A 22576-nucleotide genomic window follows, 5' to 3' on the forward strand; every position below is an offset into this window, starting at 1 on the left:
ATTATCATTCTTTTCAGTTATGATACTCAATATCATTTTAAAGGAGAGTTAAATGAATCAAAATAAAAAAATTATTTTGTCTTTTTGTGCTATTACTTTATTAACAAGCAATATATATGCAAAAGAAAAAATAGAACCAAAAGAAGAAATCTCTTATGGAGAAATAACAGTAACTGGTGAAAAGATAGATAAAACACTTCTTGAAACTACAACTGCGGTATCAGTTTTTGATGAAAAAACAATAAATATAGGTAATTATAAAAAAATTGAGAATATTGTTGAACAATTACCAAATGTAGTTTTAAGTGATTTAGGTGTTCCAAATATTAGAGGTATAGACTCTACTGGGGTTTCAAAGGGAACAAAAAGTTTAATGGCAGGTGCAAGACCAAGAGTAAATACAATAATAGACGGAGTTAATAATACATGGATTGGAGTTAATTATATTAGTGGTGAATTATGGGATTTAGAACAAATTGAAGTTTTAAAAGGTACTCAATCTACTACTCAAGGAAGAAACTCAATTGGTGGTTCTATAATAATGAAAACAAAAGATCCAAGCTTTGATTTTGAGGGTAAAATTAAAACTGCTTTTGAAAATCAAGAGAGTAAAAATCAATTAGCTGCAGTAATTTCTGGACCATTAATTGAAGATCAATTAGCTTTTAGATTAGCAGTTGATAGAAATAGTGGTGATGGATATATTAAATATAAAAATTTTAAAAATAATGATAGATTAAATGAATCAACAAATACAAACCTTAGAGCAAAACTACTTTATCTTCCAAAATCAATGGAAAATTTATCTTTAAAATTTACATTAAACCATAGAGAAGCAGAAGGTGGGTACTTAAACTTTGTAACAAATCCAAAAGATTATGTATTTGAAGCAAGTAAAGCAAATAGAACAAACTCAAGATATCACGATTCAAAAGATAAAACATATATTACAAATATTGATTATATTATAAATGATGATATAAGCTTACAAACGCAACTTTCATTTAAAGATTACAATAGTGAAATAACTCAAGTACCAAGTCCTTTAAAAGTTTTTGTTGATGAGAAAAGTAAAACATTTGAAAGTAAATTAATATACAAAAAACCATTTATAAAAGGTGTTGCAGGAGTTTACTATTATGATAGAGACCAAGATATAGATGCACATTTACCAAAACCATCATACTTTCCTTTACATTTAGGTAATGATGAAATTAAATCTATCTCATTTTATACAGATAATACTATTGCTTTAAATAATAGTTTTGATTTATTATTAGGTGCAAGATTAGAAAAAGAGAATCAAAAAAGAGATTCAGTATCTTGGGGTGCCAATTTAAAAAAAGATATTGATGAAACAATATTTTTACCAAAAATTGGTTTAGCATATAAACCTTCAACTGAATCTATGATTAGTTTAGTTGCACAAAAAGGTTATAACCAAGGTGGTGGTTCATTAGATTGGGATGATTTAAAATATTATGAATATGATAAAGAAGAAGTAAATTCATATGAATTAACTTATAGAACTTATCTAAATGATAAAAAAATTAATTTAAGTTCAAATATATTTTACAATGATTTTGATGGTTTCCAAGCAGATGCTGCAAATAGATTTAGAAATCTTTCAAAAGTTGAGAGTTATGGTTTAGAAACTCAAATAGATGCACAAATAACAGATAAATTTAATATCTTTGCTGCTATTGGACTTTTAAAAACAAAAATAAGTAATAGTGTAAAAGAAGCAAAAGAGTTAGAAGGTAATGAACTATCAACAACACCTACTTATAGTGCAAACTTAGGTTTTACTCATAAAATACATAATAATCTTGAATGGGGTGGTAATGTAAGTTTTACAGATGATTATTACTCAGATAATGAAAATACTCAAAAATTAGATGGATATACATTAGTTAATTTACATGCAAGCTACACATACAAAGATTTTACATTTAGAACATATGTAAATAATCTTACTGATGAAGAAGTAATCTATAAAGCTGAAACAAATAGAACAACAGTTGGTTCTCCAAGGGTAATAGGAGCTGCACTTGAGTACAAATTTTAAGACTCTTTTTAAGCTTTTTTCTATTTTTTTATATAGTTTTTCTTTTGCAAACACTTTTGAAGTAAATGAAATACTAAACTATAATAGTGAAAATTTGTATCAATTAAATCTACAAAAAAAAAGTTTTATAACAGGAAGTTTTAAAGCTACATCAAGTTTTGAAACTCTTGAACTTTTAGATAAAAATAGAGTTCTTATAAAATCATTGATGATAAATAAAAAGCCACAAGGTAATTTTTACTTTGTGGCTAACTACACAGGAAAATATTATTTAAAAATAAAAAATAGAAATAAACAAAATAGACTTAAACTAAAAATAGATAAGATTTTTCATCACCAAAAAGAGATAAAGCCTCAAAATAAAATTATAAGTGCTTTTTTAAAACAAGAACTAAAAAATATAGAAAAAACAAAAAACAGTAAAGCCTTTTGGGAAAAAGTTAAAAAAAGAGGAACTCCATTAATAGAACATTTAAAAGCAGATGAATATATTTTAACTTTTTTACACAAAGGATTAAACTATAATGTTAAATTAATAGGTGGGCCTACAGCTGATTATACAGATTTTATTAGATATAAAAATAGTGACATATGGTATAAAAGTTTTATAGTAAAAAAAGGAATTAGAATGTCATATCAAATTGCCACAGATATTCCTAAACTTAATGCTCCAAGATTTATTCAAAAAATGGCTTTAATATCAAATGCAACAATTGATCCTTTTAATAAAACTCCTTATATTTATACTAAAGAAAAAAATATGGATAAATATCATACTTTGTCAACTTTTTTTATCAAAGATAATAAAATTAAGGATTGGGGAGTAGAAGAAGGAAATAAAAAAGGAGAAATTAGTACATATAATCTAAAAAGCAAAATATTAAATAATAGTAGAAATATTACTATTTATAAGCCACACAATTATAACTATAAAAAAGAGCATGATATACTTTTTGTTTTTGATGGAGAAAATTATCAAAATAAAATCAATACTACATTAATCTTAGATAACTTAATTGCAAACAATAAGATAAAACCAACAATTGCTATTTTTATCAATAATGCTTCAAAGAAGTCAAGAAGTAAAGAGTTGCCTCCAAATAAAAAGTTTGCAAAATTTATGGTAAAAGAGTTATTTCCTTTTATAAAAACAAAAGTTAAATTTACTCACAAATCTTCAAATACAATTATAACAGGTTCTAGCTATGGAGGTTTAGCTTCTTCATATATAGCATTTTTATATCCTGATTTTTTTGGAAAAGTATTAAGTCAATCAGGTTCATACTGGTGGGCACCTAAAAATAAAGATGAAGCACAATGGCTAACAAAAGAGTTTTCAAAAGTTAAGAAAAAAGATATTAAGTTTTATTTAAATGCTGGAACTTATGAAACAGGCTTTTTACCTTTAGATATTTTAGAAACAAATAGACATTTTAGAACTGTATTAGTTGCAAAAAACTATGATTTAACATATGAAGAGTTTATTGGAGGTCATGACTATTTTGCATGGAAAATATATTTGGCAAATGGATTAATTGCATTAAATAACAAATAGACCTTTAAAGGTCTGTTTGTTTAAAATTAAAAGTTTACTACTCATTCATAGAGTTAAAGAACTCTTCATTATCTTTTGTTCTTTGCATTTTTGAATATAAGAATTTTAAAGCTTCAACTTCATCCATTTGTGAAATTGCATTTCTTAATATCCATGTTCTTTGAAGAACTTCAGGAGTTAATAATAACTCTTCTTTTCTAGTTCCAGATTTAGTAATATCTAAAGCTGGATAAACTCTTCTATTTGAAGCATTTCTACTTAATACAACTTCACTATTACCAGTTCCTTTAAACTCTTCAAAAATTACTTCATCCATTTTTGAACCAGTTTCAATAAGTGCAGTTGAAATAATAGTTAAAGAACCACCCTCTTCTATATTTCTAGCAGCCCCAAAAAATCTTTTTGGTTTGTGTAATGCATTTGCATCAACACCACCTGAAAGTACTTTTCCAGAACTAGGTGTTACAGTATTATAAGCACGTGCAAGTCTTGTAATAGAATCAAGTAAAATAACAACATCTTTTTTCATCTCTACAAGTCTTTTTGCTTTTTCAATTACAATCTCTGCAACTCTTACATGATTATGCGCTGGTAAATCAAAAGTTGAAGAATAAACTTCACCCTTTACACTTCTTTGCATATCAGTTACCTCTTCAGGTCTTTCATCAATTAAAAGAACCATTAAGCTTGTTTCAGGATGATTTTTTGTAATACCGTGAGCTAACTCTTTTAATAACTCTGTTTTACCAGTTTTTGGAGGTGCAACAATTAAACTTCTTTGTCCTCTACCCATTGGAGCAAATAAATCAAGTATTCTACCTGTCATTTTATTTGAATTGTATTCAAATTTAAATTTATCTGTTGAGTATAAAGGAGTTAAGTTATCAAATAGTGGTCTATTTTTAGATTCATTTACAGGTAAGTAGTTTATAGCTTCAATTTTCAATAAAGCATAATATTTTTCACTCTCTTTGTTTGGAGGTCTTACTTGTCCAGTTACGATATCACCAGTTCTTAATGCAAACTTTCTAATTTGAGTAGCTGATACATAAGAATCACTTGAAGTATCAGAGAAGTTACCATCAATTGCTCTTAAAAAACCAAATCCACCCTCTTTTATTTCTAAAATACCTGTGAATAAGACAAATCCTCCTGCATCGATTTGATTTTTTAAAATCGAGAACATTAAATCTTGTCTTTTTAGCTCTTGTGGGTTTTCTACCCTTAACTCTTTTGCTATTTTAAGAAGGTCCTGTAAAGGATATTCTCTTAATTTTTCAATTGTGTGCCCTTCAACAGGAATATGAGTTCTAGTTTTTCTACTAGAATTCCCATTTGTTTTGGGACTTTTTGTTTTAGATTGAGTTTTTGACTCTTCCATAAGTTTATTTAACCTTTTAATTTCGATATACATAAAGTTATGTAGTTTTTGAAGTTTAGTTTAAAATTTTAAGTTGTGTAATTGTAGTCTTTATTTTTTAAAAAGTCAATTAAACGGAAGAAGTACCTTTAAAAGGTACTTCTTCCGTTTTTTCAATTAAAAATTATAAATTATTTTCATTTTTTGCAAGATAATCTGCAACACCATTAGTATCAGGTTTCATTCCCTCATCACCTTTGTTCCATCCTGCTGGACAAACTTCACCATGTTCATTAGTAAATAACATTGTATCAACCATTCTAATCATTTCGTCAATGTTTCTTCCTAATGGTAAATCATTAATAACTGCATGTCTTATTGTTCCATCTTTATCAATTAAAAAAGATCCTCTTAATGCTACAGATTCATCAAATAAAACATCATAATCTTTTGAAATTTGCTTGCTTAAATCAGCTACAAGTGGATATTTAACTCTTCCTATTCCACCATTTTCAACAGCTGTTTCTCTCCAAGCAAAATGAGAAAATTGAGAATCAACAGAAACACCAATAACATTGATACCTCTTTCTTTAAACTCATCAATTCTTTTAGAAAATGCGATGATTTCTGATGGACAAACAAATGTAAAATCTAATGGATAAAAAAATAGTACAGCACCATTTTCTCCAATGTTTTCATAAAGATTAAAATCTTCAACTATTTGTCCGTCTGCAAGTACAGCATTAGCTGTAAAATCTGGAGCTTTTTTAGTTACTAACATGTGATTTCCTTTTTGATTTAAATTAATACATTTATTATATTGTATTTTTCTAAAAAAAACATTAGTTTTTAATTTGCTTTCAAAATTAAGAAAAATCTTATTTAATAATAAACTTTCTTTTAGTATCATAAGCTAAACTTATAAATATTGCCATTAAACCTATTTATACAATAAGCTAAAATTTATAAGCAATATTTAAACATAGATTTATTAAGAGTGTGCTAAAGTTTCTAAAATTTTCCAAGGAGATTAATATGGCAGTTAAAATTACTGACATCTGTATTAGTTGTGATGCTTGTTTAGATGAGTGTCCAGTAGAAGCAATTGTAGACAATGATGAAAATCCAACAGGTGAAGATATTTATTATGTATATTCTGACAAATGTGTTGAATGTGTAGATCATCATGATTCTCCTGCATGTGCAGATGCATGTCCTACAGAGGGATGTATTGTTTGGGATGAGCCAGGTGCAGGTTCTGTTGAAAGTCCAGATAGAGGTGAAGCTGGTACACCAGTTGTAGAAGACTAATTTTTTAGATAAAATTATAAATATTATATGTAAAAAGGCAAGTAGATTAAACTCTACTTGCCTTTTTTTTATTTTTTAGGTATAATCCGCGACTTAATAAAATTAGTAGAGGAATATACTTTATGGAACAAACATTATCAATCATCAAACCTGATGCAGTAGCAAAGAACGTTGTTGGAAAAATCTTAGATAGATTTGAATCTGCTGGACTAAAAATAGCAGCAACTAAAAAAATTCAACTAAGCAAAGCAGATGCTGAAGCATTTTATGCTGTTCACGCTGAAAGACCTTTCTTTGGAGAGTTAGTAGAATTCATGATTTCTGGACCAGTAGTTGTTACTGTTTTAGAAGGTGAAAATGCAATGGCTAAAAATAGAGAATTAATGGGTGCAACAAATCCAAAAGAGGCTGCTGAGGGAACAATCAGAGCTGATTTTGCTGAATCAATTGATGCAAATGCAGTACATGGTTCTGATTCATTAGAGAATGCAGCTAATGAAATTAAATTTTTCTTCTCTGATAGAGAAATCTGTTAAGAAGTTAAAATTAATCTATGAAAATAGAGTTTAGAAAAGTACCAACAACACCAAAAGAGTTTACTAATAATTTTGCTTCAGTAAAATTAGAGGGTACTTTTTGTAAAATGTCGCCAACTCTAATCAAAGTTGATGCAACACTAACAGGACAAAGCTCTGTTTTGTGTGTAAGATGTGGTGAAGAAGAAAATATTGATTTAGATGAAAATTTATTTTTTCTACTAAGTGATGGTATTTATAATAATGAATCAAAAGATTTAATTATAGAAGTAGAAAATGGTATAATTGACTTTGACCAAATTTGTGAAAGTGAACTTTCATCACTTGAAAGTGATTACCATATTTGTAAAAGTTGTTTAGAGGACAACGAAAAAATCGAAAAAGAATTTTAAGGAGATAAATTATGGCAGTACCAAAGAGAAGAGTATCTCATTCAAGAGCAGCTAAAAGAAGAACTCATTATAAGGTGGCTTTAAAAAGACCAGTTAAAGATAGTGATGGAACTTGGAAAATGCCTCATACTGTTAACCCAAATACGGGTGAATATAAAAGCTAATGATTAAAATAGCTATTGACGCGATGGGCGGGGACTTTGGTCCTGAACCCATTGTTGATGGACTAGTTGCTGCACTTAGAAGCAACACTAATTTTACAGCTATAGCTGTAGGAAAAAAAGAAGAACTACTTAACCTTATACCTAGTAACTTTTTAAGCAGAATAGAAATAGTTGATACTGATGATGTTATAGCAATGACAGATAGTGCTACTGATGCTTTAAAAAGAAAAGATTCTACAATATATAAAGCAATTGAATTAGTTAGAAATGAAGAGGCTGATGCTGTTGTTTCAGCAGGTCATTCTGGTGCTTCAATGTCACTTGCAACTCTTAGAATAGGAAGAATCAAAGGTATTTCAAGACCTGCAATTGCAACTTTAATGCCAACAAGTGAAAATCAAAACACTTTAGTTTTAGATGTTGGTGCAAATGTAGATTGTGATGCTAAAAATCTTTATGAATTTGCTGTTATGGGTCAAGTTTATGCACAAGATGTACTAAAACTTGATGAACCAATTGTTGGATTATTAAGCAATGGGGAAGAAGAAAGCAAAGGAAATGAAGTTACTAAAGAAGCTTACCAACTAATAAAAAATATTCCTAATTTTGCAGGGAATGTTGAAGGAAGCGATATCTTTAAAGGCTCAGTAGATGTTGTTGTTTGTGATGGATTTATAGGTAATATTTTACTTAAAACTGCAGAAGGTGTTGCAGATACCATTGGAACAATTATAAAGAAAAATCTTAAACGATCACTTATTTCTATTGCCGGTGCTGTATTAATGCGAAAAGTATTTAGAAACTTAAAAGTAAGAGTTGATTATGCTGAATATGGTGGTGCTCCACTACTAGGTGTAAAAGCTCCTGTTATTATTGCACATGGTAAATCTAATGCAAAAGCAGTTAAAAATGCAATTTTCCAAGCTATTACTGCGGCAAGTTCTAATTTGAGTTATAATATAGAAGATAGAATAAATAAGTATAAATAACAATTAAGGATTTTGTAAATGGCTTACGCAGCTTTTAGATCTATTGGTGCATATATCCCGCCAAAGATTATGACAAACCAAGACTTTGAAAAAATCATTGATACAAGTGATGAATGGATCACTAAAAGAACAGGAATAAAAGAGAGAAGACTATCTGAAGAAAACGAAGCTTCTTCTGATTTAGGGGCAAGAGCAGCACAAGTTGCTATTGATAGAGCAGGAATTGCAAAAGAAGAGATTGATTTAGTAATTTGTGCAACTGTAACACCTGACTATTTATGTATGCCCTCAACTGCATGTTTAATTGCATCAAAATTAGATTTACCTCCTGTAATGGCTTATGATATTAGTGCAGCTTGTACTGGTTTTGTATATGCACTTTCTATTGCGAAAGCATTTATTGAATCTGGAATGAAAAAAAATGTCTTGATTATTGGGGCAGAAACTTACTCTTCTATTTTAGATTATACAGATAGAGCAACTTGCTTTATATTTGGAGATGGTGCTGGTGCAGCAATTATTTCTGCTACAGATAATAAAGAAGAAGCTATCACAGATGTTAGCTGTTCAAGTGATGGAAATTATGATGATTTGATAAAAACCCCAGGTGGTGGAAGTAAACATCCTTGCTCACAAGAAGTATTAGATAATAAAATGGCTTGTATAAAAATGAAAGGAAATGAAACTTTCAAACTTGCTGTAAAAACACTTACTTCAGATGTGAAAATTTTACTTGAAAAACACAAGCTAACAAATAATGACATTACTCATTTTATTCCACACCAAGCAAATTATAGAATTATAAAAGCTGTTGGTGATGCTTTAGGTTTAGAAGAAGAGCAAATTGTAGTTACTGTTGATAAGTATGCTAATACATCAGCTGCTTCAATTCCAATGGCAATGAATTATGCTTTTGAACAAGGCAAAATTAAAAAAGGTGATACAATACTTTTTGATGCTTTTGGTGCTGGTCTTACATGGGGAAGTGCACTATTTAAATTCTCACCAAAAAACTAGTAAAAGGGCTTTGCCCTTACTAATCTTACAGTTTGTAATAAAATAATCAATCTATTAAATTTTTTTGTACAATTCTTTTTTAAGGAGTTAATATGATATTAGGAACATGTCCATATTGTAAAGGAAATGTAATTTCAAAAAAAATAACTGCACAAGGTAAAAAAATCAAACTTTATACTTGTGAAAATTCAAAAAAAGAGTATGATGAAAGTGATTCATATGTATTTACAGCTGATTCTACATGTAGATTTAGAGTATATTCAAATATCTTTTTAAAATGGAACAAGAGAAGTTTTTCTGAAAATGAGATGAAAAGACTATTAAAAGATGAACAAATAGTTATAAGATTACATGGAAGAAAAGGTACAAAAGAGTATTTTAAATATGCCATACCCCATGAAGAGTATGGAGTATCAATACTTTGGGATGAAGAGGTTGAAGAAAATTAATCAAAATTAACCAATATATTGAACTAAAGCCATATAAAAAATCGTTCCACCAAAGATTGAAATTAGATAATTTTTAATACTTAAATGCAAAATTGCTGTAAATACTACTGATAATATCTCTTTTAAACCATAAGGGTAAACAGCAAACTCAATATTTTTTAGAGTATAAATAATTAAAATAACCATTATAATTGCAGGAAAGAATCTCTCAATAAATATAATTGAAGATGGCGGTTCTTTTTTAATAAAAAATATAAAAGGAAAAACCCTTGTAAAATAGTTTACTAAAGCCATAACTGCAATTGCTAAATATATCTCTATACCTGCCATGATTCAATCCTTTTTCTAAAGAAAAACATCATTATTAAAGCTATAATTATAGATACAATTAGCATCTTATCACTTGGTATAAAAATCAAAGCAAAAATTGAAGAAATAGCTCCTATTAAAAAAGGATAAATATTTTTCAAACTTTTATATTGTTCTATACATAAAACTACAAATAGTGCTGTTAAGGAAAACTCTAAACCTGCTGTATTAAAATTTATATATGAACCAATAACCGCCCCACTTGTGCATCCTATAATCCAATAAAGTTGATTTAATAATCCTAAAAATAAATAATAGTACTTTTTATTTAAACTCTCATCATCTTTTATTGTAGTTAATAAAGCATATGTTTCATCTGTTAATCCAAAAATTAAAAAAGGTTTTAATTTTCCACTATTTTTAAATCTTTTAAGCAAAGACAAGCCATAAAAAGATTGTCTAATATTTATAAACCAAGAAGCAATTGCAATATCAATAAGTCCAGCTTTTGCATTAAAAAAATTAATTGCTACAAACTGTAAAGCTCCTGCATAAATAAAAATTGACATAATTGGTGCTAAATACCAAGGATAATCAAAACTTGTTAATAATAAACCAAAAGCAAAGCCTAAAACTATATAGCCCATAAGCACAGGAATAGAAATAGAAAAAGCTTTCTTAAGCTCTTTTTCGTATTTCATTATTTTATAAGATTTTTGTTTTTTGGATTATTTTTAAAAACGTTAAGTGATTTTTCTTTAGGATTTGAGTTAAATTTATCAACAGTTGCCAAAGGATTTAGATATAAAATTGCATCATCAATAATTATTTGAAAAATTGAATGAAGTGGCAATTGTACTTTAGAACCAAAATTTTCACTTCCAAATCCTGCTTCAAAACTCATAATATTTCTATTGTTTATCTCAATTGTTGTATATGTATAGTTTGCTAATATATACAATGAAAATTTTGATAATTGAGATTTTATATTTTTAGGTAATTCTGGTGTAAACTCCATAGCATCTATATTTGCAGTTATTGCAAACTCTTCATTGTTTTCAAGTAAATACTCAATAATATCTCTTATTTGTGAATTTATTAACTCTTTATAACTATCTTGTTCTATAATATTACTAATCATTAAAATTTATCCTTTTTTACAAATTAACTTGATATTATAACTTATGAAACAGATAATCTTACTTATTTTAATGCCTTTTTTTATACTTGATGCAAAAAACATCACTCTTTCTCAAGAAGAGTATAACAATATTTTAAAAAAGCAGAACTCCTCACAAATATCTGCAAGATTAGTAAAATATAAAAGATTACTTTCAAAAGCAAAAGATTTTTCAACTATAAAAAAATTATCATATACAAATAGTTTTTATAATAAAATTTTACCAATAAATGATGAAACCAAATATCAAGTTGATGATTATTGGGCTACACCAAAAGAGTTTTTGATTGAAGGAAGAGGTGATTGCGAAGATTATGCTATTGCTAAATATTTTACTCTATTGAGTTTAAAAGTAGAAAAAAATAAGTTATTTCTTGCTGTTGTAAAAGTAAAAAATGCTACAAACTATCACATGGTTTTATTATATATTGAAAATAAAAACTCTATGCCTTTAGTTTTAGATAACTTAAGCTTTAAAGTAGTTCCTTTAAATAAAAGACCTAAATTAAAAGTAAAATTTATTTTTAATGAAAAAGACTCTTTTATTTTGAAAAATAAAAAAATCTATAAAAAAGTAAAAGTTGACTGGGGGAAAGAGAATAAATGGGAAAATATTTTAAAAAGAGTTTATGAAAATAATGAATAATCTTCTAAAATATCAAAATCTATCATAGCATTTAAAAGTGCTATTTTTTTTGATTCTTTTAACATCTTTAATGTAATATCTGCCTCTTTTAAAAAACCACTATTTATGTATCTTTGCCTTGTTGTTCCATTTAATAAAGGTTTTTTAGGAGTAATCCAACTATTATCATAATAAATTGCAATATTTGCAATTGAAGTATCAGTTAATAAAGAGTTTTTAAATATCATTATTTCATCACATGACTCTTTTTGTTCAAAAAGCTTATTTAAGGAATCTCTATTTAGATATTTTTTTGAATAATCAATTTTATCATCTTTTATTATTTTAAATTTTTTTATATCTTTCTTTTTATACTCAAAATATTTAATATCTATAATCTCATCACGATTATAAACTATTTTACATCTTAACAATTTTTCATTTAAAGGAGTTATATACTCACTTAAATCAAAATTTTTTGCGATTGTTTTTGCAATTCTTTTATTATGATATGCTAAATTAAATACTTCATAGTCTTCACATTTTACTGTTTCAAAATAGTTTATTGTTTCACTCATATAGTTATTATTTAATCCTTACTTTTTTTTCTTTTGTTATAATAACAAAAAAAATTTTAGGATAACTAAAAGTGGTAGAAATAAAAAAAACAATTAAAAAATATGATAATTTTGAAGACACTTATAAACAAGGTTATATTGGTTTACCAAAAGGATTTGAGGGAATAAAAGAACCAATATTTTTAACTATTAAAGAGTTTAAAAAAAAATTTAAATCACTTAAAAATAAGAAAAAATATCCAGTTTTATTTTATATGCACGGCTCAGTAGGACTTGCATATGGAAAAAAATATAAAGATGCTGTTTTAAAAGAGAATTTTATTTTCTTTGCCCCAAACTCATATAAATTAAAAGATAGACCAACATATAAAACACCTACTAAAATTCAAAACTATGAGCAAGTACATAAAGTAAGAGTGGCAGAGGTTTTTTACAATATTAAAAGATTAAAAGAGTTTGATTTTTTGGATTTAAAAAATATTTTTTTAATGGGAAGTAGCGAGGGAGCATTAGCAGCTGCACAATACAAAGGAAAAGACTTTAAAGGAAGAATTGTTGCAGCATATGCATGTGAAAATGGATATTACAGTCGCGACTTTAAAATAGGTGCACGAAAAAAAGACCCTTTTTTAAATATAATAGGTACGCACGACCAATATTTTGGAAAATATTCTCCATATGAAGAGAATAACAATAATGGTCATTGTGCAATGGCACTACTTGAATTTAAAAATGCAAAAGTAGTTTTACTTCCTAAAACAAAACATAATGTAATTGAAAATAAATATACAATTCCAGAAGTTGTCAATTTCTTAAAATTTCACACTAGCAAGTAATTTAACTTACTGCTTGTGAAATTAAAATATTATCTAAATCTTCTATGATTGTATCTTTTTTAAAAATTTTAGCTACTTCTTTTGCATACTCTAAATGGGTTGTTATACCAACACAAGAACAATTTGTTTCACTTAAAACATAAATATCATTTTGATTTTCATCATAATCTAAAATATAATCCATTGTCCATAAAAGTGGAAAATCATGTCCTTGGCAATATGGCTTAATATCCTTTAAACCTTTTAATGTTAAATCAATTACATCTTTCCATTTTGCTTCTCTTGGCGATTCATAATTATATTGTGCTCCTGAAAAAAGAGTTGCAGAAAACTCACCATCTTGTGGTTTTTTATGCACAACAGAAATAGGTTCATTATTTACTAATAAAACTCTAACTTCTCCTTCTTTTATTCTTTTTAAATATTTACAAGAAACAAAACCTTTTTTTTCTTTAAAATATACTGCACTTTCATTCTCTTCTTCAAATTTCCAAGAAAAATCAGTTATAAAATCATCTAATGTTTTAAATTGTATTTTTTCATTATTAACAGCTTCTGTACAAGTTACACTATTATCTTCATTTAAACAAACTAAATAAACACCCTCACCTGTTGAGCCATAGTTAGTTTTTAGAACTCTTATCTTTTCTTTTTTTAACTCATAAGGGAAGCTTCTTTGAAAATCATCAAATTTTTGGTAAAACATAGTGCTTTTTTCACCTAAGTAAGTATCCTTAAGTTTATAAAGAATATCTTTAAAGTCAAGGTTAATCATAACATCAGGGTGAGTATGAACATGAATATTTTCTTGACTAAGTTTATTTAAAAATTGAAAATATTCATCGATTTCTTTTAAATTACCTGGATTTATTCTGCTAATAACTGCAACTGCATGTTTTTTTAAATAATCAAAAAGCTTGTGCTTTTTATGGGGAATATAAAAAACCACTTCTGTGTCATATGAAGTATTATTTTGAATTTCTTTCAATATAGGCTTAGTATCAGGTCTAAATCCATCAAAACCTTTGTCACTTCCAACTGCGTATTCAATGATAAAAACTTTAGTTCTCATATATGTCTCCTGTAACATATTTAATGCTTAATTATAAATTACAGTGAGTTTATAATATAACAGTTACAGAATAATTACAGATTTAAGAAGGAATATAGATTTTGTCTTGCAATTCTTCATACTCTAAATTTATATTTGAATCACAAGTAATTCCACCTCCACTTTTGTAATAATAGATATCTTCTATTTTTTCTATAAACCTAATAAGAACAAAACTATAAAGTGAACTTCCATCATAAAGACCTGCTATACCAGTATAATAATCTCTTTTATAGTTTTCAATTTCATCAAGAATTTGTACAGTTTTTTTCTTAGGAGTTCCAGTTATTGAACCAGCAGGTAAAAGTGAAGTTAAAATATCTCCAATATTTTTATGCCAATCTTTTTTTAATTCACCAGATATTTTAGAACTTATCTGTAAAAGCTCTTTTTCTCCTGCATTTATTTTATCACAATATCTAAACTTATCAACTCTTACTTTTGAAGAGACAATTGATAAGTCATTTCTTAACAAATCAACAACCATTGTATGCTCAGCCATCTCTTTAGTATCCCTAAGAATTTTTGCTTGGGCATTAGGAACTTTTGCATCAATAGTGCCTTTCATAGGATATGTATAAATTTTATCTTTTTTTATTTCAATAAATTTTTCAGGAGAAAAACATACGAATTCATCTTTATATTTTAATTTAAATAAAGCCTGAGCTTTTTTATAAATCTCATCTAAACTCAAAGAAGTATCAATCTTAGTTTTAAAAGTAAGATTTAATAAATAAGAATTTCCTTCTTTTATATGATTTTGTATGGAAGTAAAAGCTTTTTTGTAAGCACTATAATCTATTGGAAATTTTGATAAAGCAATCTTTTCAAGGCTTTTAAAATTACTATTTTTTGATAATTCAAATTTAATATCATTTGGTAATTCATTTAGTTTATAAATTTCATATCTTGATAAATCATATGATATCATAAAAAAAAATGGCTCATTTAATGAGCCATTTTTATTTAGTTCTTGTCTAATAATTTCTTTTCTCAAATAAAACTTACTTTATTAATTTCTTTAAAATTGCCATTCTAATAGCAACTCCATTTCTAACTTGCTCTAAAACTTTACTTCTTGAATCTTGCAACATTTCATCACTAATATCAATATTTCTATTTACTGGACCTGGATGTAATAAAAGAATATCTCTATTTCCAAAAACATCTTTTGTGATACAATAATCTTTTGCATAATCATTTAGTGAAGTAAAATATATCTCATTATGTCTTTCTAGTTGTGTTCTCAAACTCATTACTACATCAACTTCATCAATAATTTCATTTAAATTATCATATTGCTTAAATTCATCATTTTCATATTTAAAACAATCAGGAGCAACAAAACAAACATCCATTCCAAATCTTGGAAGAAGTTTTTTATTAGATCCTGCAACTCTTGAACTTTTTACATCTCCAATTATTGCTACTTTTTTACCTTCTATATTTGCATTAAAATGCTCATACATTGTAAAAAAATCTAATAATGCTTGAGTTGGGTGTTCATTTTTACCATCACCTGCATTTATAACAGGACAATTAACATATTCAATTAGTGTTGCTGGTAAGCCACATTCACTATGTCTAATAGTAATAGCATCAGGTCCCATTGCATTGATATTTGCAATAGTATCAAAAATTGTTTCACCTTTATTTCTTGAGCTTTTCCCCACATCTAAAGAGATAACTTGAGCTCCTAATCTTTTAGCTGCCATTTCAAAAGCACTTCTTGTTCTAGTTGAGTCTTCAAAAAACAAATTTACAATAATTTTACCTTTTAAAACCTCATTACTTTGCATGTCTAAAAACATTCTAGCATCATTAAATAGCTCTAAAACCTCTTCATTCGAAAAGTCTGAAATAGATGTCAAGTGTTGCATTTTCTTCCTTTAATTTTAGTTTTGATTATATCTAAAAGCAATTGAAAAGTAGAATACATAAAAACATAAAATCAAAAAAAATGATTTTTCTTGATTAACAATTTGTTCAATAAAATTAGATATAATCTATTTTAAAGTTAAAATTAACATTAACAGGAAAAAAAATGTCAGAAGAGTTAAAAAACATTGATAAAAAATATGTTTTAAACACATATTCAAAAAATTATACAAATTTTAAAAGTGGTATTAATGCTACATTATTTGATGATAGTGGCAAGGACTATGTAGATTTCACTTCAGGTATTGGAGTAGTATCAGTAGGACATGGAAATAAACAAGTAGCAGATACAATATATAAACAAGTAAGCAGTATTACTCATACTTCAAATCTTTATATGATTGAACCTCAAATAAAATTAGCCCAACAAATAGCTAAACTTAGTGGATATGAAGTTGGGACTTTTTTTGCCAATAGTGGTGCTGAAGCCAATGAAGGTGCAATTAAAATCGCAAGAAAATATGGTGAAAAAAACTTTGAGAAAAAAAGATACAAAGTAATTACACTAGAGCACTCATTTCATGGAAGAACTATTACTACAGTTAAAGCAACAGGACAAGACAAGTTTCATGCTCCCCATTTTGCTCCATACCCAGATGGTTTTTCTTATGATAATACAATTGACGATATTTACAATTCAATTGATGATGAAACAGTTGCAGTTATGATTGAATTAGTTCAAGGAGAAGGTGGAGTTCAGCCTTTTGATAAAAAAGATATTCAAGAGTTAGCAAAATTTTTAAATGATAATAAAATATTATTAATAGTAGATGAAGTACAAACAGGAGTTTATAGAACAGGAGAGTTTCTAGCTTCAAACCTTTATGAAATACAGCCAGATATTATTACTTTAGCTAAAGGTTTAGGTGGAGGAGTTCCTATTGGAGCAGTTATTACTAAACATAAAGATATTTTAGAACCAGGAGATCATGGTTCAACTTTTGGAGGAAATTACTTAAGTACAGCAACTGGATTAGAAGTTTTAAATATTTTAGAAGATTATAAAGTAAGTGGAAAATTAGATGAAGCAATAATATACTTTGAAGAGAAATTAGATACTTTATATAAAAAATATTCAAATCTATTTTTAGAAAGTGTTGGATTAGGTTTAATGAGAGGACTTAGAGTAAGAGATGAACAAACTTTAGCTTCTATTGTATCAAAAGCTTTTGAGAATGGTGTTTTAGTATTAAAAGCTGGAAAAAATACTTTAAGACTTCTACCTGTGCTTACAATTTCTAAAGAAGAAATTGATGAAGGTTTTAAAAGGTTAGGTGATGCCCTTGAAGAAATCTCTTAGAAAAGGACTACTTCTTAGTAGTCTTTTACCTATGTTTTTAAATGCAAATACAGATGAAAATATATTATCACAAGATAGGCTAAAGCAGTTTGAATTAAGTGAAAAAAAGGTAATTGAAGATAGTAGCAAGTTAAAAAAAGACTGGATTAATCCTATTACATTATCATACACAAAAATCGATGGAGAATATACAGACTCAGAAAAAAGTGTAATTAGCGTTGACCAACCAATCTTTAAAAGTGGTGGTATTTATAAAGCTATTAAATATGCCAATGCAAATGAAAAATATTCAAATTTAGATATAGATTTACAAAGAAAAAATCTAATAAAAGATGCCTATGAAACTCTTTATAATATAAATAAAATTGAGTTTGAAATAAAAAAAGCAAATTATGTTGTAAAAAATGCGCAAATTGATGTAATAAGAAAAAAAGAACAAGTATTAAATGGCTTTTTAGATACTTCTTTTTTAGATAATGCAATTTTAGATGCAAATACTGCTAAAAAGAATCTAATAGATTTAAAATATCAAAAAAATGAGCTAATCAATAGTTTTAATAATCTTGCAAGTAAAGATTATAAGCTTTTTTCTCTTCCTACTTTTGAGCTTGTAAGTAAAAAAGAGTTTTTAAATAAAAACCTTGAATTATCAAAAGCAAAAGCAGATATACAAACTAAATATGAATATAAAGGCATGACTTTAGCTAAATATTTACCAACAGTTAGTGCAACTTTTGACTATACAAAAAATCATAAGTTTACTCCTACAAATACAAATCCAAATGATGACTCAATACATAATGTAGGAATATCAATATCAATGCCACTTAATGTTAGAACATTCAATGATATAGAATCAACACAAATTGATTATTTAAAAGCTAAATTATCTTTGAAAAATAAGATTTTAGAAGAGCAAAATTTCTTTAAAACAAAACTTGAAAAAATAAAAACAATAGAGAGAAAAATAGAAATAACAAAAGATGATTATGAACTTTATAACTCATTACTTGATACAATAGTTGAAGAAAAAAATGCTGGATTAAAAACAAAAAGTGATGTTGATACATTATTAAACTCATCTATGGTAAAAAAAATTGAACTTAAAGTTTATGAATTAGAAAAACAAATAGAATTATTAAAACTTTATGCTAAAATAGAATAGCTTTTAACGTAGGAGGATTTATGTTCAATAGTAGATTATTATTAACTTATTGGATTATAATTCTTCCAATTATTACTATCTTTATCACCTCTTTTTTATTTACTTACAAATTTATAAAATATGAAAAGATTAAATTTGAACAAGAAAATAAACAACTTGAAAAAAACTATACAAAAGAGATTAAAGAAAGAACAAAAAAACGTATTCAAAGAGTTATAAGAATAATTGAAACAAATATTGAAATAACTAAAAATGAAGAAAAAGAGAACTTAAAAAATATAGTAAATATAGCACATAAAACAATAAGAGAAACTTTTGAAAGATACAAAAATAGTTTATCAAAAGAAGAAATACTAAATGAAATAAAAAAGCAATTAGAACATCATAGATTTTACAATAATCAAAGTGGATATTTTTTTATTATTGATTTAAATAATACTGTGATAATGCAACCTCAAATTACAAGCCACGAAAAACTAAAATTAGATGATATTCAAGATATTAAAGGAAAGTTTTTTATAAAAGAGTTAACCAATATTGCAAACTCAAAAAAAGAAGGCTTTAGCACTTGGTATTGGACTAAACCAAAAGAGAATGAGCATAAAAAAAAGATTGGCTTTATAAAAGTTTTTGAACCTTTAAATATTTATATAGGAACTGCAAGATATAAAGAAGATATTAATAACAAAATAGAAAAAGATGCTTTAAAGATTATAAATTCAATTAGGTATGGCAAAGATGAATATCTTTTTGCTTTGAAACAAAATGGAGTTACAATATCACATATAAATAAAGATTTTATAAATATACCATTTTCTAATTTATCTAAAATTGAACAAAAAATTATAAAGAACATTATATTAGAAGCTAAAAAAAATAATAGTGGTTTCATATATTATACACCTACTAGCTATAACTTGAAAGAAAATATTTCAAAAAAAATATCTTATGTATCAATAATACCTTCATTAAAGTGGATAATTGGGACAGGACAATATACAACAAAAATAGACAAGCAAATAAAACAAAAAAAACTTTTATTAATAGAAAAACTCAATAATACAATCAACTCAATAATATTAGTAGCTACAATAATAACTATTATTTTAATTTTAATCATGACCTTAATTGCAAGAAAGATACAATCAAAAATTTTAGAATATGAAAAAGAGTTACATCAAAAAAATCAAAAACTAAAAGAACTAAATGAAAATTTAGAAAAAAAAGTTTATGAGCAAACTCAAAAAAATCTAGAAAAAGACCAAATACTTCATCATCAATCAAAACTTGCTTCTATGGGTGAAATGATAGGAAATATTGCTCATCAATGGAGACAACCACTAAGTGCAATTAGTACAGCTGCATCTGGAATAAAATTACATGATGAAATGAATATACTAAAAAAAGATATTATGAATGACTCTTTAGATGCTATTATCTCAAATACAAAACTCCTTTCAAATACAATTGATGATTTTAGTAATTTTTTTAAAAAAGATAAAGTAAAAATAGTATTTGATATAAATAAGTCAATAGATAAAGTATTAAAACTTATAAGTGCAAATTTAAAAAATAAAAACATTGAAATAATAAATGTAACAAAACAATGTAAAGTTTATAATCTAGAAAATGAATTAATCCAAGTACTTTTAAATATTATCAATAACGCAAAAGATGCATTATTAGAAAATGATAACTTAAAAGAGAAATATATTTTTATTTCACAAGAAGAAGACAATACTCAAGTAATTATAAAAATAAAAGATAATGCAGGTGGAATTAATGAAAGAATAATAGATAAGATTTTTGAACCATACTTTACAACAAAATTCAAATCAAAAGGTACAGGAATTGGATTATATATGTCTCAAATAATAATTGTAAATCATATTAATTGATTCTAAATTTAATATATTTGGAATAATTTCTGTTTGTAAGAATTGTGTTAAGTCTTTAAAATTCTTTGTTCTATTATGTTTTTGGTCATAATAAATAGTTTGATGTTCTCTTAAAGTAGTTTGTTTTATTGATTGCATCACTTGAACAAAAATATCAATCAAATAGTCACTTCTTATTTTTACTTGATGTAGCACAAAACATATCAAATCAAAATATTGTTTATGTTTTACTTTTCTACTAATTTGATGCATATCTGATTTTTCAACCCATTTGGCATAATGAATAATAGTGTTATCATCTAAAGAGAGTTCTTTTATTATTGGTTCTAATTGTTTTGATAAATCATTTAAATATCTAAAATCAATATTAGATTGTCTAACTTTAGCAGCATTTACGGAATGTAGAATTCTTTTATATTTACCAAGAATATATTTGGTTGGATTTGTAATATCTTCTTTTAAAAGATAATCAAGATTTTTTAAGGCTTCATGGTTTTCATATTTTTTGATTTTTTTATATACCAAATTGTTTTGAGTATTTATTGATGATGAAATAATAGTTACTATTTGTGTATAACTAGGGATTTCAATTTTTAATTCCATTGATTTTTCTACTAATAAGTAAAAAATATCTTGCATTTTTAGTAGTTTTCTTACTAATAAATTTGACTCTTTTTGTAGAATTTCATATATATTTGATGTGAATTTAACACAATAGAAATATTGTCTTATTTGTCGTTTATACAAAGTTAAAGTACTTTGTGCAATATCAGATGTATATAAACAATTAACAAGTTTAAATTTAGAGATTATATATTCAATATCTTCATTATAGTATGTAACTGAATCAAAAAATCTATGTGTTATTTTAAAATATCCAAACATCAATATAAAATGAATTTGATTGCTACTGTTATTTAAAGAATAAACTTGTTGTTCTAATTCATTTGGTAATTTAAAAATTTCATTTTTTAATTCTTGATTTAGAATAGGTGCTTCTTCAAACTCTTTTTTTTGGATTGATGTTAAAATCTTTATAAGAGGCATGATAGACCTTTTAATAAATTAACGCGAAGTATAAAATCATCTTTTATTAATATAAAATGATTTTAAAACTTCACTATATACTTTTAATCTTTTTTATTTTTTATCATTCAATGTTTTTTTTGCACTTGTAATCGCAGCATCAATAGCATTTTTCAATACTTCAAATGATAATTCACCAATTTCTTTAACATTATCAACTGTTTTTGACATATCACTCTTTATCTCTTGTGATAATATTGTATGTATTTCTTCTATTTCTTTACTTTGTTTAGAATATTGTTTATTTATAGTTTCTTTTACACCATCAAATAATGCTTCACTACTTACTTTAATATTTTCTTTTGTGTCTTCCCCAAACTCTTTAAGTGTAGTAATTGTTGTATTCATTACGCTATTTACTAAATCTATTGATATATCTTTATTAAATTGTAATTCTGAAACTATTTTTGATGTTGATTCTTTAACAATTTTTTCAATATTGGCTTTTGTTAATGAATTGGCTTCTTTTGCTTCTTCTAAATCTTTTTTTAATTCATCTAATATTTTATCTAACATTTTTTATCCTTTTTTATTTTATTATATTAATCAGAAAATGACACCTATTATCTAATAACTCAATAGAAACAACCTCCTTTTTATAAATTAATTAATAGAGCCACTTGCAGATTATAAAAAACAACCCGTAATTTAAGCTGATTTAAATTTTAAAAAGTTGAATTGAACTTCAGATAAGTTATAATTTTTTACT

The 22576-nt window shown here is 26.2% G+C and carries 25 protein-coding genes; 14 read left to right on the forward strand and 11 right to left on the reverse strand.

Annotated elements, in window-relative coordinates; all coding sequences use genetic code 11:
- Positions 1-52 precede the first annotated feature (52 nt).
- Together ACTCCZ_RS05240 and ACTCCZ_RS05245 are read left to right on the forward strand one after the other, a co-directional pair.
- Complete coding sequence (locus ACTCCZ_RS05240) at positions 53-2068, forward strand: TonB-dependent receptor (protein ID WP_079577985.1); 2016 nt, start codon at positions 53-55, stop codon at positions 2066-2068.
- The gene (locus tag ACTCCZ_RS05245; protein WP_079577986.1) at positions 2052-3623 is read left to right on the forward strand and encodes an alpha/beta hydrolase; all 1572 of its coding nucleotides are present in this window, start codon (positions 2052-2054) and stop codon (positions 3621-3623) included. Before ACTCCZ_RS05240 ends, ACTCCZ_RS05245 begins: the two co-directional genes overlap by 17 nt.
- 37 nt (positions 3624-3660) lie before the next feature.
- Here the strand turns inward: ACTCCZ_RS05245 and rho are convergent, their stop codons facing one another.
- Together rho and ACTCCZ_RS05255 are read right to left on the reverse strand one after the other, a co-directional pair.
- On the reverse strand, positions 3661-5004 hold the full coding sequence (rho, locus tag ACTCCZ_RS05250) for a transcription termination factor Rho (RefSeq protein WP_079577987.1): 1344 nt from the start codon (positions 5002-5004) through the stop codon (positions 3661-3663).
- Positions 5005-5167: 163 nt separating this feature from the next.
- Positions 5168-5764, reverse strand: coding sequence for a peroxiredoxin (locus ACTCCZ_RS05255; RefSeq protein WP_079578011.1), 597 nt, complete (start codon positions 5762-5764; stop codon positions 5168-5170).
- Positions 5765-6018: 254 nt separating this feature from the next.
- Between ACTCCZ_RS05255 and ACTCCZ_RS05260 the strand changes: the two genes are divergently transcribed.
- The 7 genes from ACTCCZ_RS05260 (at position 6019) to ACTCCZ_RS05290 (ending at position 9841) form a co-directional block, all read left to right on the forward strand.
- Positions 6019-6294 (forward strand): NADH-quinone oxidoreductase subunit I, encoded by a 276-nt coding sequence (locus ACTCCZ_RS05260; RefSeq protein ID WP_079577988.1) that lies wholly within the window; start codon positions 6019-6021, stop codon positions 6292-6294.
- A gap of 122 nt (positions 6295-6416) precedes the next feature.
- Positions 6417-6830: a nucleoside-diphosphate kinase gene (ndk, locus tag ACTCCZ_RS05265; protein WP_079577989.1), complete on the forward strand. Its 414-nt coding sequence runs from the start codon at positions 6417-6419 to the stop codon at positions 6828-6830.
- A 17-nt stretch (positions 6831-6847) separates the two neighbouring features.
- Complete coding sequence (locus tag ACTCCZ_RS05270) at positions 6848-7222, forward strand: DUF177 domain-containing protein (protein WP_079577990.1); 375 nt, start codon at positions 6848-6850, stop codon at positions 7220-7222.
- A gap of 11 nt (positions 7223-7233) precedes the next feature.
- A complete protein-coding gene (gene rpmF, locus ACTCCZ_RS05275) occupies positions 7234-7386 on the forward strand; it encodes a 50S ribosomal protein L32 (protein WP_079577991.1) in 153 nt (50 codons plus the stop codon).
- Positions 7386-8375 carry a phosphate acyltransferase PlsX gene (gene plsX, locus ACTCCZ_RS05280; RefSeq protein ID WP_079577992.1) on the forward strand — a complete coding sequence of 330 codons (990 nt, stop codon included), beginning with the start codon at positions 7386-7388 and terminating at the stop codon, positions 8373-8375. Before rpmF ends, plsX begins: the two co-directional genes overlap by 1 nt.
- A gap of 18 nt (positions 8376-8393) precedes the next feature.
- On the forward strand, positions 8394-9392 hold the full coding sequence (locus ACTCCZ_RS05285) for a beta-ketoacyl-ACP synthase III (RefSeq protein ID WP_079577993.1): 999 nt from the start codon (positions 8394-8396) through the stop codon (positions 9390-9392).
- A 92-nt stretch (positions 9393-9484) separates the two neighbouring features.
- Positions 9485-9841: a hypothetical protein gene (locus ACTCCZ_RS05290; protein ID WP_079577994.1), complete on the forward strand. Its 357-nt coding sequence runs from the start codon at positions 9485-9487 to the stop codon at positions 9839-9841.
- Between the two features lie 6 nt (positions 9842-9847).
- Here the strand turns inward: ACTCCZ_RS05290 and ACTCCZ_RS05295 are convergent, their stop codons facing one another.
- From ACTCCZ_RS05295 to ACTCCZ_RS05305, 3 genes are read right to left on the reverse strand one after another with little or no spacing between them, the layout of a single operon-like run.
- Positions 9848-10171 (reverse strand): branched-chain amino acid transporter permease, encoded by a 324-nt coding sequence (locus ACTCCZ_RS05295; protein ID WP_079577995.1) that lies wholly within the window; start codon positions 10169-10171, stop codon positions 9848-9850.
- Entirely contained in the window at positions 10159-10851 is a 693-nt protein-coding gene (locus ACTCCZ_RS05300) for an AzlC family ABC transporter permease (RefSeq protein ID WP_079577996.1), read from the reverse strand. Before ACTCCZ_RS05300 ends, ACTCCZ_RS05295 begins: the two co-directional genes overlap by 13 nt.
- Positions 10851-11291, reverse strand: coding sequence for a hypothetical protein (locus tag ACTCCZ_RS05305; RefSeq protein WP_079577997.1), 441 nt, complete (start codon positions 11289-11291; stop codon positions 10851-10853). Before ACTCCZ_RS05305 ends, ACTCCZ_RS05300 begins: the two co-directional genes overlap by 1 nt.
- 43 nt (positions 11292-11334) lie before the next feature.
- On the opposite strand from ACTCCZ_RS05305, the gene ACTCCZ_RS05310 reads away from it, so the two are divergent.
- Complete coding sequence (locus ACTCCZ_RS05310) at positions 11335-11976, forward strand: transglutaminase-like cysteine peptidase (protein ID WP_079577998.1); 642 nt, start codon at positions 11335-11337, stop codon at positions 11974-11976.
- Here the strand turns inward: ACTCCZ_RS05310 and ACTCCZ_RS05315 are convergent.
- The gene (locus tag ACTCCZ_RS05315; protein ID WP_079577999.1) at positions 11958-12533 is read right to left on the reverse strand and encodes an aminotransferase class IV; all 576 of its coding nucleotides are present in this window, start codon (positions 12531-12533) and stop codon (positions 11958-11960) included. The genes ACTCCZ_RS05310 and ACTCCZ_RS05315 overlap by 19 nt on opposite strands.
- 71 nt (positions 12534-12604) lie before the next feature.
- Here ACTCCZ_RS05315 and ACTCCZ_RS05320 point away from each other — a divergent pair, with 71 nt between their 5' ends.
- Positions 12605-13369: a hypothetical protein gene (locus ACTCCZ_RS05320; protein WP_079578000.1), complete on the forward strand. Its 765-nt coding sequence runs from the start codon at positions 12605-12607 to the stop codon at positions 13367-13369.
- A gap of 1 nt (position 13370) precedes the next feature.
- Here the strand turns inward: ACTCCZ_RS05320 and ACTCCZ_RS05325 are convergent, their stop codons facing one another.
- From ACTCCZ_RS05325 to ACTCCZ_RS05335, 3 genes are all read right to left on the reverse strand, one after another.
- Positions 13371-14441 carry a Cj0069 family protein gene (locus ACTCCZ_RS05325; protein ID WP_159445730.1) on the reverse strand — a complete coding sequence of 357 codons (1071 nt, stop codon included), beginning with the start codon at positions 14439-14441 and terminating at the stop codon, positions 13371-13373.
- Positions 14442-14523: 82 nt separating this feature from the next.
- Positions 14524-15477, reverse strand: a complete 954-nt coding sequence (locus tag ACTCCZ_RS05330; RefSeq protein ID WP_079578002.1) for an aminodeoxychorismate synthase component I — start codon at positions 15475-15477, stop codon at positions 14524-14526.
- A 7-nt stretch (positions 15478-15484) separates the two neighbouring features.
- Positions 15485-16360: an aspartate carbamoyltransferase catalytic subunit gene (locus ACTCCZ_RS05335; protein ID WP_079578003.1), complete on the reverse strand. Its 876-nt coding sequence runs from the start codon at positions 16358-16360 to the stop codon at positions 15485-15487.
- Positions 16361-16524: 164 nt separating this feature from the next.
- Here ACTCCZ_RS05335 and ACTCCZ_RS05340 point away from each other — a divergent pair, with 164 nt between their 5' ends.
- Genes ACTCCZ_RS05340 through ACTCCZ_RS05350 form a run of 3 tightly spaced genes read left to right on the forward strand, consistent with a single transcriptional unit; the run spans position 16525 to position 20781 of the window.
- Positions 16525-17718, forward strand: a complete 1194-nt coding sequence (locus ACTCCZ_RS05340; protein ID WP_079578004.1) for an aspartate aminotransferase family protein — start codon at positions 16525-16527, stop codon at positions 17716-17718.
- The gene (locus tag ACTCCZ_RS05345) at positions 17702-18883 is read left to right on the forward strand and encodes a TolC family protein (protein WP_079578005.1); all 1182 of its coding nucleotides are present in this window, start codon (positions 17702-17704) and stop codon (positions 18881-18883) included. Before ACTCCZ_RS05340 ends, ACTCCZ_RS05345 begins: the two co-directional genes overlap by 17 nt.
- 20 nt (positions 18884-18903) lie before the next feature.
- Positions 18904-20781 carry a sensor histidine kinase gene (locus ACTCCZ_RS05350; protein WP_079578006.1) on the forward strand — a complete coding sequence of 626 codons (1878 nt, stop codon included), beginning with the start codon at positions 18904-18906 and terminating at the stop codon, positions 20779-20781.
- On the opposite strand, the gene ACTCCZ_RS05355 is transcribed toward ACTCCZ_RS05350, so the two are convergent.
- Both ACTCCZ_RS05355 and ACTCCZ_RS05360 read right to left on the reverse strand, forming a co-directional pair.
- The gene (locus ACTCCZ_RS05355; RefSeq protein WP_079578007.1) at positions 20740-21828 is read right to left on the reverse strand and encodes a DUF4158 domain-containing protein; all 1089 of its coding nucleotides are present in this window, start codon (positions 21826-21828) and stop codon (positions 20740-20742) included. The genes ACTCCZ_RS05350 and ACTCCZ_RS05355 overlap by 42 nt on opposite strands.
- 93 nt (positions 21829-21921) lie before the next feature.
- Complete coding sequence (locus tag ACTCCZ_RS05360) at positions 21922-22383, reverse strand: hypothetical protein (protein ID WP_079578008.1); 462 nt, start codon at positions 22381-22383, stop codon at positions 21922-21924.
- Positions 22384-22576 lie beyond the last annotated feature (193 nt).

It is taken from the genome of Malaciobacter sp., assembly GCF_055140965.1.

What these genes read in the sequence shown, in the direction of transcription:
- rho (WP_079577987.1), bottom strand. Translation starts at nt 5,004, where the DNA reads ATGGAAGAGTCAAAAACTCAATCTAAAACAAAAAGTCCCAAAACAAAT.
- ACTCCZ_RS05290 (WP_079577994.1), top strand. Translation starts at nt 9,485, where the DNA reads ATGATATTAGGAACATGTCCATATTGTAAAGGAAATGTAATTTCAAAA.
- ACTCCZ_RS05310 (WP_079577998.1), top strand. Translation starts at nt 11,335, where the DNA reads ATGAAACAGATAATCTTACTTATTTTAATGCCTTTTTTTATACTTGAT.
- ACTCCZ_RS05260 (WP_079577988.1), top strand. Translation starts at nt 6,019, where the DNA reads ATGGCAGTTAAAATTACTGACATCTGTATTAGTTGTGATGCTTGTTTA.
- ACTCCZ_RS05360 (WP_079578008.1), bottom strand. Translation starts at nt 22,383, where the DNA reads ATGTTAGATAAAATATTAGATGAATTAAAAAAAGATTTAGAAGAAGCA.
- ndk (WP_079577989.1), top strand. Translation starts at nt 6,417, where the DNA reads ATGGAACAAACATTATCAATCATCAAACCTGATGCAGTAGCAAAGAAC.
- ACTCCZ_RS05300 (WP_079577996.1), bottom strand. Translation starts at nt 10,851, where the DNA reads ATGAAATACGAAAAAGAGCTTAAGAAAGCTTTTTCTATTTCTATTCCT.
- ACTCCZ_RS05285 (WP_079577993.1), top strand. Translation starts at nt 8,394, where the DNA reads ATGGCTTACGCAGCTTTTAGATCTATTGGTGCATATATCCCGCCAAAG.
- ACTCCZ_RS05255 (WP_079578011.1), bottom strand. Translation starts at nt 5,764, where the DNA reads ATGTTAGTAACTAAAAAAGCTCCAGATTTTACAGCTAATGCTGTACTT.
- ACTCCZ_RS05340 (WP_079578004.1), top strand. Translation starts at nt 16,525, where the DNA reads ATGTCAGAAGAGTTAAAAAACATTGATAAAAAATATGTTTTAAACACA.
- ACTCCZ_RS05315 (WP_079577999.1), bottom strand. Translation starts at nt 12,533, where the DNA reads ATGAGTGAAACAATAAACTATTTTGAAACAGTAAAATGTGAAGACTAT.
- ACTCCZ_RS05240 (WP_079577985.1), top strand. Translation starts at nt 53, where the DNA reads ATGAATCAAAATAAAAAAATTATTTTGTCTTTTTGTGCTATTACTTTA.
- ACTCCZ_RS05305 (WP_079577997.1), bottom strand. Translation starts at nt 11,291, where the DNA reads ATGATTAGTAATATTATAGAACAAGATAGTTATAAAGAGTTAATAAAT.
- ACTCCZ_RS05350 (WP_079578006.1), top strand. Translation starts at nt 18,904, where the DNA reads ATGTTCAATAGTAGATTATTATTAACTTATTGGATTATAATTCTTCCA.
- ACTCCZ_RS05295 (WP_079577995.1), bottom strand. Translation starts at nt 10,171, where the DNA reads ATGGCAGGTATAGAGATATATTTAGCAATTGCAGTTATGGCTTTAGTA.
- plsX (WP_079577992.1), top strand. Translation starts at nt 7,386, where the DNA reads ATGATTAAAATAGCTATTGACGCGATGGGCGGGGACTTTGGTCCTGAA.
- ACTCCZ_RS05355 (WP_079578007.1), bottom strand. Translation starts at nt 21,828, where the DNA reads ATGCCTCTTATAAAGATTTTAACATCAATCCAAAAAAAAGAGTTTGAA.
- ACTCCZ_RS05325 (WP_159445730.1), bottom strand. Translation starts at nt 14,441, where the DNA reads ATGAGAACTAAAGTTTTTATCATTGAATACGCAGTTGGAAGTGACAAA.
- ACTCCZ_RS05335 (WP_079578003.1), bottom strand. Translation starts at nt 16,360, where the DNA reads ATGCAACACTTGACATCTATTTCAGACTTTTCGAATGAAGAGGTTTTA.
- ACTCCZ_RS05270 (WP_079577990.1), top strand. Translation starts at nt 6,848, where the DNA reads ATGAAAATAGAGTTTAGAAAAGTACCAACAACACCAAAAGAGTTTACT.
- rpmF (WP_079577991.1), top strand. Translation starts at nt 7,234, where the DNA reads ATGGCAGTACCAAAGAGAAGAGTATCTCATTCAAGAGCAGCTAAAAGA.